General features: G+C 71.1%; 10 protein-coding genes. 6 read left to right on the top strand and 4 right to left on the bottom strand.

Going from position 1 to position 14,535, the window contains the following annotated elements:
• Position 1: 1 nt before the first annotated feature.
• The 6 genes from C4V41_RS52920 to C4V41_RS52895 are packed head-to-tail and all read left to right on the top strand — an operon-like array spanning position 2 to position 7,420.
• Positions 2–1,606, top strand: coding sequence for an ABC transporter substrate-binding protein (locus C4V41_RS52920; protein WP_103963673.1), 1,605 nt, complete (start codon positions 2–4; stop codon positions 1,604–1,606).
• On the top strand, positions 1,603–2,538 hold the full coding sequence (locus C4V41_RS52915; RefSeq protein ID WP_103963672.1) for an ABC transporter permease: 936 nt from the start codon (positions 1,603–1,605) through the stop codon (positions 2,536–2,538). The genes C4V41_RS52920 and C4V41_RS52915 overlap by 4 nt, the downstream gene beginning before the upstream one ends.
• Positions 2,535–3,338: an ABC transporter permease gene (locus tag C4V41_RS64940; RefSeq protein ID WP_103963671.1), complete on the top strand. Its 804-nt coding sequence runs from the start codon at positions 2,535–2,537 to the stop codon at positions 3,336–3,338. Before C4V41_RS52915 ends, C4V41_RS64940 begins: the two co-directional genes overlap by 4 nt.
• Entirely contained in the window at positions 3,335–4,876 is a 1,542-nt protein-coding gene (locus C4V41_RS52905; RefSeq protein ID WP_103963670.1) for a dipeptide ABC transporter ATP-binding protein, read from the top strand. Before C4V41_RS64940 ends, C4V41_RS52905 begins: the two co-directional genes overlap by 4 nt.
• Before the next feature lie 10 nt (positions 4,877–4,886).
• The gene (locus C4V41_RS52900; protein ID WP_235030940.1) at positions 4,887–6,056 is read left to right on the top strand and encodes an SfnB family sulfur acquisition oxidoreductase; all 1,170 of its coding nucleotides are present in this window, start codon (positions 4,887–4,889) and stop codon (positions 6,054–6,056) included.
• A complete protein-coding gene (locus C4V41_RS52895; RefSeq protein WP_103963668.1) occupies positions 6,053–7,420 on the top strand; it encodes an LLM class flavin-dependent oxidoreductase in 1,368 nt (455 codons plus the stop codon). The genes C4V41_RS52900 and C4V41_RS52895 overlap by 4 nt, the downstream gene beginning before the upstream one ends.
• Here C4V41_RS52895 and C4V41_RS52890 read toward each other — a convergent pair.
• From C4V41_RS52890 to C4V41_RS52875, 4 genes are all read right to left on the bottom strand, one after another.
• Complete coding sequence (locus C4V41_RS52890; protein ID WP_146104152.1) at positions 7,411–8,808, bottom strand: glycosyl hydrolase family 28-related protein; 1,398 nt, start codon at positions 8,806–8,808, stop codon at positions 7,411–7,413. The two genes, C4V41_RS52895 and C4V41_RS52890, sit on opposite strands and share 10 nt — an antisense overlap.
• 82 nt (positions 8,809–8,890) lie before the next feature.
• A complete protein-coding gene (locus C4V41_RS52885) occupies positions 8,891–12,379 on the bottom strand; it encodes an alpha-N-acetylglucosaminidase TIM-barrel domain-containing protein (protein ID WP_103963666.1) in 3,489 nt (1,162 codons plus the stop codon).
• Between the two features lie 63 nt (positions 12,380–12,442).
• Positions 12,443–13,636, bottom strand: coding sequence for a cytochrome P450 (locus C4V41_RS52880; protein ID WP_103963665.1), 1,194 nt, complete (start codon positions 13,634–13,636; stop codon positions 12,443–12,445).
• A 9-nt stretch (positions 13,637–13,645) separates the two neighbouring features.
• A complete protein-coding gene (locus C4V41_RS52875; protein ID WP_103963664.1) occupies positions 13,646–14,407 on the bottom strand; it encodes an ABC transporter permease in 762 nt (253 codons plus the stop codon).
• Positions 14,408–14,535: the final 128 nt, after the last annotated feature.

The raw sequence follows: 14,535 nt of genomic DNA, 5'->3' as shown, positions 1-14,535 counted from the left end.
CATGACGAAGACACTCGCCGTTCTCGCCGCCGCGCTGCTGCTCGCCGGATGCGGTACGGCGCCCGCGAGCACCCGCGCCACCAAGTCCGGCGGAACGCTGGTCCTGGGCGAGAACGGGCAGGAGCCGCCGTGCCTCGACCCGCACGGCAACTCCAGCTCCGACGGCCCGGTGACGACGGTGCCGGTGGCCGACTCGCTGGTGTGGTTCGACGCCGACGGCACGATCCAGCCGTGGCTGGCGGACAGTTGGAAGATCTCCGACGATGGCCTGAAATATACGTTCAAGCTGCGGCAGGGCGTGAAATTTCATGACGGGGCGGTCTGGAACGCCGAGGCGCTGAAGGTCAACTTCGAGCACATGAAGGACCCGGCGACCAAGTCACCGCTGGCGGCGGCGTACATCGCGCCGTACAAGGACGCCAAGGTCGTCGACGACCACACGCTCGAAGTCCGGCTGTCGTCGCCGTACGCGCCGTTCCTCGACATCCTCGCCCAGGGCTACCTCGGCATGATCTCGCCCAAGCAGATCAAGGAGGCCCCGCAGAGCATCTGCGAGCACCCGATCGGCTCCGGCCCGTTCATCTTCGACAAGTGGACCAAGGGCCAGAGCGTCACCTACCACCGCAACCCCGACTACAACTGGGGCCCGAAGAGCGCCAAGCACACCGGGCCCGCGTATCTGGAGAAGCTGGAGATCCGCTTCCTCACCGAGGACGCCACCCGCTACAACGCGCTGGCCGCCGGCGAGGTGCACGCGATCGACTTCACGCCGCCGCAGAACGTCGAGGACGTCAAGGCCAACCCCGACCTCGGCTTCCTCAGCGTGGTCAGGCCGGGACACCCGATGGCGTTCTGGCTGAACACCTCGCGCGCCCCGTTCGACGACGTCAAGGTGCGCCAGGCGCTGCTGGCCGCCGTGGACCGCGAGTCGATCATCAAGGGCATCTCGTTCGGCCAGTACCAGGTGGCGCAGGGCTTCGTCACCACCTCCACACCCGGCTACGCCAAGGGCCTGGCGGGCACCATCGCCCACGATCCGGCGAAGGCGAGCAAATTGCTGGACGAGGCCGGCTGGATGGAGAAGGACAAGGACGGCATCCGGCTCAAGAACGGCAAGAGGCTGACCGCGTACTTCCCCATCGCGGCGAACTTCCCCGCCCAGCGCATGCAGATCGCCGTCCAGACGCAGGCCGCCGCCCGGAAGATCGGCCTGGACATCCAGATCCAGACGCCGCCCGAGCAGGAGCTCACCGACCGGAACGTCAAGGGCGACTACGACCTGACCTCCGGCCTCTGGGCCACCAACACGCCCGACGTGCTGTGGATCCAGTACTCCTCGAAGAACATCACCACCGACAAGCGGCGCGGCCAGAACGTCGCCCGCCTGTCCGACCCCAGGCTCGACGACCTGCTGGAGCGGGCCAGGGAGTCCGCGGAGCCGGCGGAGCTGTACAACCAGGCGCAGGCCAGGCTGCTGGAGCTGGCGCCCGCCATCCCGTTCTACGACGACCCGCGGCCCGTCTCGTACCAGAAGAAGGTCCGTGACCTGGCCTTCACGCCCGCCTACCCGTCGCCGTACTTCTACGACACCTGGCTGGACGAATGACGACCCTGAGATTCATCGGCTGGCGGCTGCTGGCCGGGGCCGGCGTGCTGTGGGGCGCGGCCACCCTGACCTTCCTGGTGGTGCACTTCACGCCGGGCGACCCCGCCGACGCCATCATCGGCGGGGAGGGCGCCGCGCCCACCCCCGAGGTGCTCGCCCAGGTCACCGCCGAATACGGCCTCGACCGGCCCTGGTACGTCCAGTACGCGGCCCACCTGGGCCGCATCGTGACCGGCGACTTCGGCACCTCCTACCGCCTGCACACCCCGGTCACCCAGGCCATCGGCGAGCAGGCCGCCGCCACCCTCGAACTGGCGCTGGCCGCCGCCGTGGTCGGGCTCGTCCTGGCCGTCACCGTCGCGCTGGCCACCGCCAAGCGGCGGCGCTGGCTACGCGGCCTGGCCTCGGGGGCGGAGTTGCTGGTCGCCTCGACGCCGACGTTCTGGCTGGGCATCGTGCTGCTGACCGTCTTCTCCTTCGGGCTGCGGCTGTTCCCGGCGACCGGCAGCCACGGCCTGGCCTCCCTGGTGCTGCCCGCGCTCTGCCTGGCGCTGCCGATCGCGGGCGTGCTCGGCCACGTGCTGCGCGAGGCGCTGGAGGAGGTGCTGGACGAGCCGTTCATCGTCAGCGCCCGCGCCCGCGGGCTGGGCGAGACGACCGTACGGCTGCGGCACGCGCTCCGGCACGCCCTGACCCCGCTCGTCACCATGACCGGCTACTGGGTGGGCGCGCTGCTCGGCGGCGCCGTCATCACCGAGACGCTCTTCACCCGGCAGGGCATCGGCCGCCTGCTGGTCTCCGCGGTCAACGCCAAGGACCTGCCGGTCGTGCTCGGCGTCGTGCTGCTGTCCGCCCTGGTCTACGTGCTGGTCAACCTCGTGGTGGACCTGCTCTACCTGGTCATCGATCCCCGGCTGAAGGAGGCCGCGTGAAGCGTCTCGGCCTCTACCTGGCCGTCGCCGTCCTGGCCGTGCTCGTGCTGGCCGCCCTCGTACCCGGTCTGCTGAGCGGCCACGATCCGCTGGCCGTGGACAGCGGGCAGACGCTCCGGCCGCCCAGCGCCGAGCACCTGCTGGGCACCGACGAGAACGGCAGGGACGTGCTGGCCCGCATCGTGCACGGGACCCGGACCTCGCTGCTCCTCGGCTTCGGCGCGATCGCCGTCGCGCTGCTCTTCGGCGGGCTGCTGGGACTGGCCGCCGGGCTGGGCAACCGGATCGTCGAGAACGTCATCATGCGGCTGTCCGACATCGGGCTCGCCTTCCCCGAACTGCTGCTGGCGCTCGTGGTCATCACCGTGGCCGGCGGCGGCACCACGAACGCCGTGATCGCCATCGGCGTGGCCAACATCCCCGGCTACGCCCGCCTGGTGCGCGCGCAGACGCTCGCGGTGCGCAGGTCGAGCTACGTCGAGGCGGCGTACGCGCTGGGGCTGTCCGCGCCCCGCGTGATCCTGCGGCACGTGCTGCCGAACGCGGTCAAACCGGTGCTGATCCTGGCCACCATCGGCGTCGGCACCGCCCTCGTGGCGGGCTCCGCGCTGAGCTTCCTCGGGCTCGGCACACCGCCGCCGGAACCCGAATGGGGCTCCATGTTGTCCACCGCCCGCAACTTCATCTCGCGTGCCTGGTGGTACGGCGTCTTCCCGGGCGCGGCGATCACGCTGACGGTGATCAGTGTGACCGTGGTCGGCCGGGCACTCAGATTGCGATCGGAAGGGAGGACCTGGTGAGCGTCGTCAAGGTGGACGACCTGCGCGTCGCCTTCGGGGCGGCGCAGGTCGTGCGCGGAGTGTCGTTCGAGATCGGGGCGGGGGAGTGCCTGGCCCTGGTCGGAGAGTCCGGCTCGGGCAAGAGCGTCACCGCCCGCACACTGGTCGGCCTCACCGGCGAGGGCGCGCGAGTCAGCGCCGGTGAGCTGACCTTCGCCGGGCAGGACCTGACCGGGCTGCGCGAGCGCGCCTGGCGGCGGCTGCGCGGCGGCAGGATCGGGTTCGTGCTCCAGGACGCCCTGGTGTCGCTGGACCCGCTGCGCAAGGTCGGCAAGGAGATCGAGGAGGTCCTGGCCGCCCACACCGGCCTTTCCGGACCCTCCCGCCGGGCCCGGGTGATCGAACTGCTCGCCTCAGCCGGCGTGCCGGAGCCCGAGCTGCGGGCCGCGCAGCTTCCGCACGAGCTGTCCGGCGGGCTGCGCCAGCGGGCGCTGATCGCCACCGCGCTCGCCGCCGATCCCGAGCTGGTCGTCGCCGACGAGCCCACCACCGCCCTGGACGTCACGATCCAGGCGCAGGTGCTGGACCTGCTCGCCTCGATCAAGGGCCAGGGCAGGTCGCTGCTGGTGATCAGCCACGACCTCGCGGTGGTCGCCCGGCTGGCCGACCGGGTGGCGGTGATGAAGGACGGCGTGATCGTCGAGCACGGGCCCACCCGGCGGGTGCTGGCCGAGCCCGAGCACGACTACACCAAGCAGTTGCTCCGGGCGATCCCGGCCGAGCACACCAAGGGCACCAGGCTCTCCGGCGCCGCTCCGGCCGGGCCCCGGCGCGCTCCCGGCGAGGTCGTCGTCCGGGCCGAGGGGATCGGCAAGTCCTTCGGTGGCCGGGCCGCCGTACAGGACGTGTCGTTCACCCTGCGCGCGGCCGAGACCCTCGGCATCGTCGGCGAGTCGGGCTCGGGCAAGACGACCACGGCCAGGATCGCGCTCGGACTGACGGCGCCCGACACCGGGACCGTGGCGGTGAACGGGCGGAAGCGGGACGTCCAGGTCGTCTACCAGGACACCCTCGCCTCGTTCGACCCCCGCTACACCGTGGCCAAGGTGCTCGCCGAGGCGCTGTCCGTGGCTGACGTGCCGCGCGAGCGGCGGCGGGCGCGCTCCGTCGAGCTGCTCGAACTGGTCGGGCTCGGCGAGGAGCATCTGGCCCGGCGGCCGCTGCGGCTGTCCGGCGGGCAGCGGCAGCGGGTCGCCATCGCGCGGGCGCTGGCCCCCGGGCCGTCGGTGATCGTCTGCGACGAGCCGGTCTCCGCGCTCGACGTGTCCGTCCAGGCCCAGGTGCTCGACCTGCTGGAGGACGTGCAGCGGGAGACGGGCGTGGCCTACCTGTTCATCTCGCACGACCTGGGCGTGGTCCACCACCTGTGCGACCGGGTCCTGGTGATGAAGGACGGCCGCGTGGTCGAGGAGGGCCCGGTCGGGACGGTCTTCCAGGAGCCCGCGCACCCGTACACGCGGGAACTGGTGGCGGCGGTCCCGAGATTGGCGGCGGTCTGACGTGACACATGTGATCAAGACCGATGAGGAGGCCGTCGAGGCCGCCCGCGAGCTGGCCCGGAGCTTCGCCGAGGGCGCGGCCCGCCGCGACGCCGGGCGGATCCTGCCGGTCGCCGAGATCGAGGCACTGTCGGAGAGCGGCCTGCTCGCCATCACCGTCCCCGCCGCGCACGGCGGCGCGGGCGTGCGCACCGCCACGCTCGGCGCCGTGATCAGGGAGCTGTCGGCGGCCGACGGCAGCATCGGGCAGATCCCGCAGAACCACTTCTGGTACGTCGACTCGCTCCGCGAACACGGCACCCCCGAGCTGCGGGCGTTCTTCTACCGGGAGGTGCTGGAGGGACGGCGCCTGGGCAACGCCGCCGTGGACGCCCGTGAGCCGGACGGCACCCGCTCGCGCGCGGTGCTGCGCCCGCACGCCGGCGGATACCTGATCTCCGGGCGCAAGGTCTACTCGACCGGCGCGCTGTTCGCGCACTGGATCCCGGTGACCGCGCTCGACGAGGACTCCCACAGTGTCGCCTTCGTGCCGCGCGACGCGCCCGGGCTGACCGTCGTGGACGACTGGGACGGCATCGGGCAGCGTACGACGGCCAGCGGCACGGTCCTGCTCGACGACGTGTACGTGCCCGCCGGCCGGGTGATGCGGGTGCGGCGGGACGGGGTGAGCACGTTCCGGAGCTTCGGGCTGCTCATCCACGCCGCCATCGACACCGGCATCGCCGAGGGCGCGCTGGCCGAGGCCGCCGCCTTCCTGCGCGGGTACCGGAAGGGCGGCTGGCCGGGCAACGAGGCGGAGAAGGTCGTCGACGACCCGGTCGTGGTGCAGCTCTTCGGCGAGCTGTCCGTACAGGTCAGGGCCGCCAGGGCGCTGCTGGAGAGCGCGGGCGACGCCGTGGACCGAGCCCGCGCGGCGGCCGCGGAGGAGTTCGAGCGTCTGGCCGGCGAGGCCGCCGTCGCGATGGCCGCGGCCCGCGCGCAGGCCGACCGGGCCGCCAACCGGGTGACCGGCGAGTGGTTCGAGCTGGCCGGGGCCAGTGCCGCGCTGCGCCCGCTCAACCTGGACCGGCACTGGCGCAACGCCCGCACCCACACCGTCCACGACCCGCGGCGCGCCAAAGTGCACGACGTCGGCAACTACCACCTCAACGGCATCGCCCCCAGGAGCTATCCGCGATGAGCGGCATCATCCACTTCAACCTGTTCGAGATGAACTGCGTCGGACACATCCAGCACGGCCTGTGGACGCACCCCGCCAACAACCGCCACCGCTACACCGACCTGGACTACTGGACCGACCTGGCGAAACTGCTCGAACGCGGCCTGTTCGACGCCGTCTTCCTGGCCGACGTGGTCGGCGCCTACGACCGCTTCCGGGGTGGTCCCGAGACCGCGATCCGCGAGGCCGTGCAGATCCCGGCCAACGACCCGCTGCTCGTGGTGCCCGCCATGGCGGCCGTGACCCGGCACCTGGGGTTCGCGGTGACGTTCTCCACCACGTACGAGCCGCCGTTCGCGCACGCCCGCCGCATGTCCACCCTCGACCACCTCACCAAGGGCCGGGTCGCCTGGAACGTCGTCACCTCCTACCTGCGCAGCGCCGCCCGCAACTTCGGGCTGGACGACGAGATCGAGCACGACCGGCGGTACGAGATCGCCGAGGAGTATCTAGAAGTGCTCTACAAGCTGTGGGAGGGGAGCTGGGAGGACGGCGCCGTGCTCCGCGACCGGGACCGCCACGTCTACACCGACCCCGCCAAGGTGCACCCCATCGACCACGTCGGCAAGCACTTCAGGGTCGCCGGGCCGCACCTGTCGGAGCCGTCGCCGCAGCGCACGCCCGTCATCTACCAGGCGGGCAACTCCGAGCGGGGCAAGGAGTTCGCGGCCAGGCACGCCGAGGCGGTCTTCACCGGCGCGTTCTCGCTGGAGGCGGTGCGCGAGGACATCGCCGACACCCGGCGCCGCGCCGCCGCGTACGGGCGGAACCCGGAGCACATCACGTTCTTCCCCAGCGCGTCGGTGATCGTGGCGCGGACCCAGTTCGAAGTGGACGCCAAGCTCGCCGACCTGCAGCGGCACATCCGGCCAGAAGGCTTCCTGGCGCAGCGGGGGAGCGGCATCGACCTGGCCGCCTACGACCCCGGCGAGCTGATCGACGACATCGTGGCGCGCGGCGGTGACTTCACCGAGCGCGCCATTCGCCCGCTGGCCGGCCGGGGGCTGCGGGTGCGTGACGTGCTCGACTCCGTCGGCCGGGTCGGCCAGGGCGGCCCGTTCTTCGTGGCCGGCACACCCGAGCGCGTGGCGGACGAGATCGAGCGCTGGGCCGACGAGACCGGCGCCACCGGCTTCAACCTCATGCAGTACCTGTCACCGGGCACCGCCGAGGACTTCATCGAGCTGGTCGTGCCCGAGCTGCAGCGCCGTGGCCGCTACCGCACGTCGTACGAGGACTCGACGTTGCGCGAACGCCTCCTCGGGCCGGGCGTCCACCGCCTCCCCGCCACCCACCCGGGCGCCGCCCACCGTCGTCAGCCCTGATAGCCGGGGATGGAGAGCGCCGGGACGGTGGCGCCGGCGCAGCGGGCGCGCTGGGCGGCGGTGGGCGCGGCCTCGCGCATGCCGGAGACGGGGACGGCGCGGCCGTCGGCGTAGGTGTTGCCGGAGGCGGTGAAGGCCGCGGCGTCACCGGCGACCTGGGAGATGTCTGGGCGGCCCGCCGCGCCCGCCCGCGGGTCGAGGAAGCGGTTGCCGAAGACGGCGATCGCCAGCTCGGCCCCCGTGCCGGGGAAGTTGCGCCAGTACATGATCCCGCTGTGGTCCGCGGCGGGGGTGTGGCCGCGAATGTCGTAGACGTTGCCGCAGACGACGACGTCCTGGAAGACCTTGGGGGCGTTGGTCACGTCGTAGGTGTAGAGCAGCACCGCCGTGCCGTTCAGCAGGTTGCCGGCGATGGTCGCGCCGGTGCCGTTGCGCACCTTGAGCCCGCCCCTGGCGTCCTGCGGCCAGCCGCGCGTCCAGTTGCCGGTGACCCGCAGGCCGCTGAAGCCCCAGGCGTACACGGCGTGGTCGCTCTTGGCCTGGCTGCGCGGGTCGCGGTTGACGACGTTGCCGGAGACGGTGGCGTTGACGTCCAGTTTCAGGCTGATGCCCCGCTGGAGGTGCCCGAGGGCGGCGGGCAGGCCGGTGCGGGCGCGCACCTCGGTGAGGCGGGCGGCGGGGTCCTGGCTCCAGGAGCCGCGGCCGGCCCACGCGCTCAGCCAGGACAGCGACGACAGGTCCGCGCCCAGGATGTTGCCGCTGACGGTGAGGTCCTGGGTGCGGTAGGTGAACAGCGGGGCGCCGCCGTCCACGCGCCGGTCCGACAGGAACACCGAGTCGAGCACCTGCGCGCCGCGCACGTTGGTGAGCGCGACGGCGACCTGCGCCGGGGTCGTGGTCTGCTGGTCGCCGCCGGCGGGCGTCTCGCCCTCGCCGAGCCGGTTGACGAACACGCTGCGCCGGATCACCGGCCCGCTCTTGTAGGGGCCGTTGACGTCCACGCGTAACCCGTCGAACACCACGTTGTCCAGCACCGGCGTACGGTCCCAGCGGTTGGCGTACACGGTGTCGGCCAGCGCCGCGTTCGCCGGGCTGCGCAGGATCGCGGGCGCGCCGGGGTCGCCGACGATCGAGGCGGGCCTGCTCCAGTCGAGGCCGCCGGTGATCCGGTAGACCCCGCGCGGCAGGTAGACACAGCGTCCCGAGGCGTACGCCGTGGTGATCGCGTTCTGCACGCTGGCGGTGTCGTCGCTCTGCCCGTCGCCCTTCGCGCCCGCGTCGGTGACGGCGTTCAGCATGCCGCCCGCGCAGGCCGGGTCCGCCTCCGCCGCGGCGGGCCCACCTCCGAGCGATGAGACGACGATCGCCCCCGCGACGAGCATCCGCATGCCGGCCCCTTTCACCACGTCTGGGGGATGATCTTGCCATGACTTCCCCCGGAACCGGGCGGTTCCGGGGGAAGAACACGGTTCATTGCTTGCCGTACACACTGACCTCGGTGAGGTGGAACGCCAGGTTCGCGTTGTTGTACGTGCCCAGGACCCTCACATACCGAGCCTTGGCCTCCATGTTCAGCGTGTCCCCCGCGTCGGTCGCGGGCTGGGTGCCGCGGCGGCCGCCGATGGTGTACCAGGTGGTGCCGTCGAGGCTGCCCTCCAGCCGGTACTCGTAGTACCGCTCGCCGGCGACGTAGTTGCGCACGTTGACGCGTGAGAGGTTGTTGACCGCTCCCAGGTCGACCTGCCACCAGGTGGCGCCCCAGTCCATCTGGCTGGCGAAGTACGGTGAGTTGTCCCGGTCGCCGTCGACCGCGTGTTCCGGGTTCCGGTTCGGTTCCCAGCTCAGCGCCTTGACCGGCTTGCGGAGACTGCGCAGCGTGTCACCCGTGCTGTCGCGGGCGGTCGACGGGGCCGCCACCGGATCGGTCAGCATCGCGATCGCCTCCTGGCCGGTGTGGCGGTTGGCCGCGCTGAGGAACAGGCCGGCGTCGAGCGTGGCCTCCGCGCCGGGCACGCGGGCCGACCCGACCACCGACCAGTTCTTGCCGTCGCCGCTGCAGGAGCCGGTGAGCCGGTCGCCGGACTTGCCGATGCGCACCCGTACGGGCGGGGTGAACCCTCCCACCTCGCTGTAGGAGTCGAGCTGCCCGTCACTGTCGGAATCCCAGCCGAAGACGCAGCCGCGCCCAGGGGTGACGGCGATGTTCGCGTAACCGGCGGACCCGGTGGCGGCCAGGTTGTTGCTCACCACCAGCCCGGCCCGGGTCCAGTCGGCCGCGCCGTCCTGCCGCCGCACCGTGCTGGTGAGCTGCCGGGCGTTGGCCAGGGCGTCCTTGCGGTAGGCGGTGGCCAGCTCGTTGGTCGCCCGCCACAGGTCCGCGCCACCCGCCGCGATCGCGACGCCGCCGCTGACGGGGGCGAACTCGGCCCGCGTGCTGGTCATGGTCTTGTACGACGCGGGGGCGGCGCCGGCGATCAGCAGGCTCACGGAGGCACTGTCCTGTGAAACGTCGCCGGCCCCCCAGGAGGCGGTGACGTCCAGCGCCGGTGTGTGACCCGGGGTCTGACCGGCCGGAACGGTTACCGTCCAGGTCGCCGAGAACGTGCCGCGCGCGGCCACCTGGTCGCTGCCGGTCGGGGAGGTGGGCGCCACCTGGTAGCCCTCCGGGGCGTCGAGCCGGAGCGCGACCTGGTCGGCGGGCCGCAGGGTGTTGTCGTTGGTGAACGTGGCGGTGACCTTCACCGTGCCGCCCGGCTTGACGCCCTTGTGGTCGACTCCGACGCTCACCGAACCGTACGGCAGCCGGGCCACCCGGCTCGCCTCGGCGTAGGCGTCGCCGCTGGGCTCCGCGGCCAGCTCGGTGCCTGCCTTGGACCAGTCCTGGGCGACGGCCTGCCAGTCGATCGGCTGGGGATATTCCTTGCCCGAGCGCAGCGCGGCCGCCAGGCTGTCGAAGAACAGCTCCCACCGCTTGGCGTAATACTGCCCGACGAGGCCGTTCATCTCCCTGCGGGCATAGTCCTGCAGGTCGGTGCCGGTGGCCCAGAGCGTGACCAGCGACTTCAGGTTGTAGTCCAGGGTCGCCGCCTCGGCCGGGGTGGCGGCCTGCCGGTGGGCTTCGGCCTGCCAGGCGCCGAGCAGGAAGTTCGGGTCGGTGCCGAGCAGCCGGTCCAGCAGTCGCGTCCAGTCCGCCCACTGGCCGGTGAGGCGCTCGAAACGGCCGATGTCCTTGGCGTGGTACGCGGCGCGGATCTTGGGCAGCAGCAGCCGGCTGTGGTTGGCCATCACCTGCCGCGCGACGTCCACGAGGTCGTAGCGGTAGGCGCCGGAGCCGCGCAGGCTCTGGTCAACCTGGAGCAGCTCGTCGAGCGCCTTGTCGAAGGCGGCGATGTCGTACGGCAGCGGGTAGCCGGTGTTCGCCAGGCCGGGTTCGTCGTCGTACAGGCCGGTCACGTGCCGGCTGTCGGCGCCGGCCGGCCAGCTGTAGACGGTGTCGAGCAGAACGCGCCAGGCCGCCTTGGCGTGCGGATCGTCGCCGCCGTACCGGGCGGTGGCGTAGTCGTCGAACCAGGCGCGCATGTCGGCGGGGCCGTCCTGCCACGGCATGTCGGCGAAGAACGCGACCGCGGCCGGGTTGTTGTCGATGGCCTCGGGCATCAGCGCGATGCCGTTCATCGCCGTCCCGGCCTTGGCGCGCCAGGCGTGGAACTTCTCGTTCCACACCGTCAGCCGGGCGCCGAGGTTGAAATGGCCGCCGAAGTTCCAGATGGTGCCGAACGCGTAGCCGGTGCCGAGGAAGTCCTTGTCCCGGTCGGTGATGCCGGGCTCCTCGCTGATGCCGTCGACGATGAACATCTTGCCGCGGTCGATCGCCTGCAGCGTCGCCGGCAGCGGGTTCTTCTGCCAGCCCAGGATCGTCCACAGCGCCTGCGGGTGGGCGGTGTTCAGGGCCCGCTGCACGGCCTGCGAGGCCTTGGCGACGTCGACCGTCCCGGCGGTGCCGCCCTCGTGCAGCAGGTCCATCTTGTACATCGTGCTGTCGCCGAACAGTTCGGTCTGCACCTGGTAGAACCTGGCCGCGACGCGCGCGAACACGGCGTTCGTCGGGTCGAGCCAGTGGGGGCGGGCCAGCTTGTTCCAGGTGCCCTGCGCGACCGTGTTGGCCGTCGGGTTACGGGACTTGAAGTCGGCGGGCACGGTGCCGAAGTAGCCGGGCAGCACGGGCACCATGCCGAGCGAACGCAGACGGTCGGTCATCTTGCGGCCGAGCTCGACCCGCTGGTCGATGAGCTGCTGGGAGACCGGGCCGTCGGTGCAGCACATGTTCTGCAGCAGCCACCACGCCTGGTGGCCCGGCTGCGGGATCCAGGCGCGCATCTCCTGGTCCGAGTAGCCGAACTGGGTGAACGTGCGCTGGTAGACCGCCTCCTGGCCCTCGTAGACGAGCACCTCGTTGATGCCGTGCAGCGCCATGACGTCGATCCGTCGCTGCCATTCCTCCCAGCTCAGGTACGGCCCCGCGTACCCCTGGTTGGTGTCGTTGAGCGCGAAGCGGTGATCCACCGAGGAGTCCTTGGCGATGGGCGCCGCGGGGAGCGGAAGCCGCTCCGGCAAGTCGGTCTGGGAGCCGTTGATCGAGATGTCGGCGTGGGCCACGTGGCGCAGGTAGTAGCCGAAGCCGGTCAGTCGCACGGCGGGCGTCGTACCGGCGACGACGAGGCGGCCGTTCTCGGCCGACACCTCGAAACGGTCCCGTCCCGTGCCCCTGTCGATCGCGCGCAGGGTGACCTGCTCGGCGCGCGCCGTCCCGATCAACCGGTCGAGGGCCTGGGCGGCCGGGTCGTCGACCCGGGCGGCCGCAGCCTCGGGAACGGAGACGAGCATCGTGAGCAGGAGGGTGAGTGCCATCAGGGGTAGCCGCCATGGCCGGGATAAGACGGCGGTGCGCGATTCGATCATGCGACCAGTGTGATCTTTGATGTGCCGTTTGACACCCTCGTGACACATCCGAGACGGTCGCGGTCAGGCGTCCCAGGTGACCGGGAGGCTCTTGACACCGTAGATGTCGGCGGTCTCCGGGCGCAGGCTGACCTCGTCGGCCGGTACGGCCAGGCGCAGCGTCGGGAAGCGGTCGAGCAGGGCGGGGAGCGCGACGCGCAGCTCGACGCGGGCGAGCTGCTGGCCCAGGCACTGGTGGATGCCGTGGCTGAAGGCCAGGTGACCGCCCTCCTGACGCTGGATGTCGAGGGTGTGGGGGTTGGTGAAGCGCTCGGGGTCGCGGTTGGCGGTGGAGAGCGACAGGAAGATCATCGCACCGGCCTTGATGGTGTGGCCGCCCACCTCGACGTCCTCCAGCGCCGTACGGAAGGAGGTCTTGGCGACGGTCAGATATCTCAGCAGCTCCTCCACGGCTCCGTCGGTGAGCGTGGGGTCGGCGCGCAGCGCGGCCAGTTGCTCCGGGTTCCGCAGCAGCGCGAAGGTGCCCAGGGCGAGCATGTTGGCGGTGGTGTCGAAACCGGCCGACAGCAGGATCAGGGCCATGCCCTTCAGCTCCTCGTCGGTGAGATCGCTGTCGAGCAGGTCGGAGAGCACGTCGTCGGTGGGATTGGCGCGCTTGGCGGCCACCAGCTCGGCGAGGTACTGCTGGGTCGCGAGGTAGGCCGCGATCAGCTCCTCGTCGCCGACCTCGCCGCCGAGGAACTTGTCGATGTTCTCCTGGAAGCGGTCCCGGTCCTCGTACGGCACCCCGAGCAGCTCACAGATGATGACGGCGGGGATGGGCTTGGCGAACGCGGTCACCAGGTCAGCCGACGTTCCCGCCTTCTCCATGGCGTCCAGGTGCTCGGCGGTGACCTGCTCGACCCGCTCGGTGAGCAGCCGCATGCGGCGGACGGTGAACTTGCCGACCAGCGGCTTGCGGTAGCGGCTGTGCCGCGGGTCGTCCATGAGCAGGAACTCGCCGGGCGGCGCCGGCGGGATCTCGATCTCGCTGAGGTCCATCAGCGGGTGGTGGTTCATGAGCTCCTTGCGGGAGCTGAAGCGCGGGTCGGCCAGGATCGACCGGATCAGGTCGTAGCCGGTGACCATCCAGCCCTCGTGCCCGTCGGGGAACGGAAAACGGCTGATGGGGCCGTGTTCGCGGGCTTCGATCAGCTCGGCCGGCGGGTCGAAGGGGCAGCCGGGCCGGCGCGCGGTGGGCAGCGTGGTGAATTCCATGGTGTTCCCTTAGGAGATCTTGCGGCGGTAGGTGTTCATGGCGAGGGCGTACGCGACGACGATGATCCCGACGCACCAGGCCAGCGCGATCCAGAGGTCGGTGCCGACCGGCTGCTCGGTGAACAGGGCGCGAATGGCGTTGACGATGGAGGTCACCGGCTGGTTCTCGGCGAAGACGCGCAGCGGCCCCGGCATGGTGTCGGTCGGCACGAACGCCGAGCTGAGGAACGGCAGGAACATGAGCGGGTAGGAGAACGCGCTCGCGCCCTCCATGGTCTTGGCCGTGAGACCGGGGATGACGGCGATCCAGGTCAGCGCCAGGGTGAACAGCATGAGGATGCCGGCGACCGCGAGCCACGCCAGCGGCCCCGCCCCGGAGCGGAAACCTATGAGCAGGGCGACCAGCGCGACGACCACGAGCGAGATGAGGTTGGCGACCAGCGAGGTCAGCACGTGCGCCCACAGCACGGACGAGCGGGCGATCGGCATGGACTGGAAGCGTTCGAAGATGCCGCCCTTCATGTCCACGAACAGCCGGTACGCGGTGTAGGCGATGCCCGAGGCGATCGTGATGAGCAGGATGCCGGGCAGCATGTAGCTCACATACGACTCGGACCCGGTGTTGATCGCGCCGCCGAACACGTAGACGAACAGCAGCATCATGGCGATCGGCATGACCGCGGTCGTGATGATGGTGTCCGGGCTGCGGATGATGTGGCGCAGCGATCGTCCTAACAGAACGGTGGTGTCACCGAAGAAATGCTTGCTCATCGTGATTCCTTAAGCCTTGGTGCCGACGAGGGTGAGGAAGACGTCTTCGAGGGTCGGCTGCTTTTCGACGTATTCGACCTTGGCGGGCGGGAGCAGTTGCTTGAGCTCGGCCAGGGTGCCGTTGACCA

The organism is Nonomuraea solani (genome assembly GCF_900108335.1).
GTDB lineage: Bacteria > Actinomycetota > Actinomycetes > Streptosporangiales > Streptosporangiaceae > Nonomuraea > Nonomuraea solani.
Note: the sequence above shows the minus strand (reverse complement) of the source record. Positions and strands in the feature narration are given on the sequence as shown.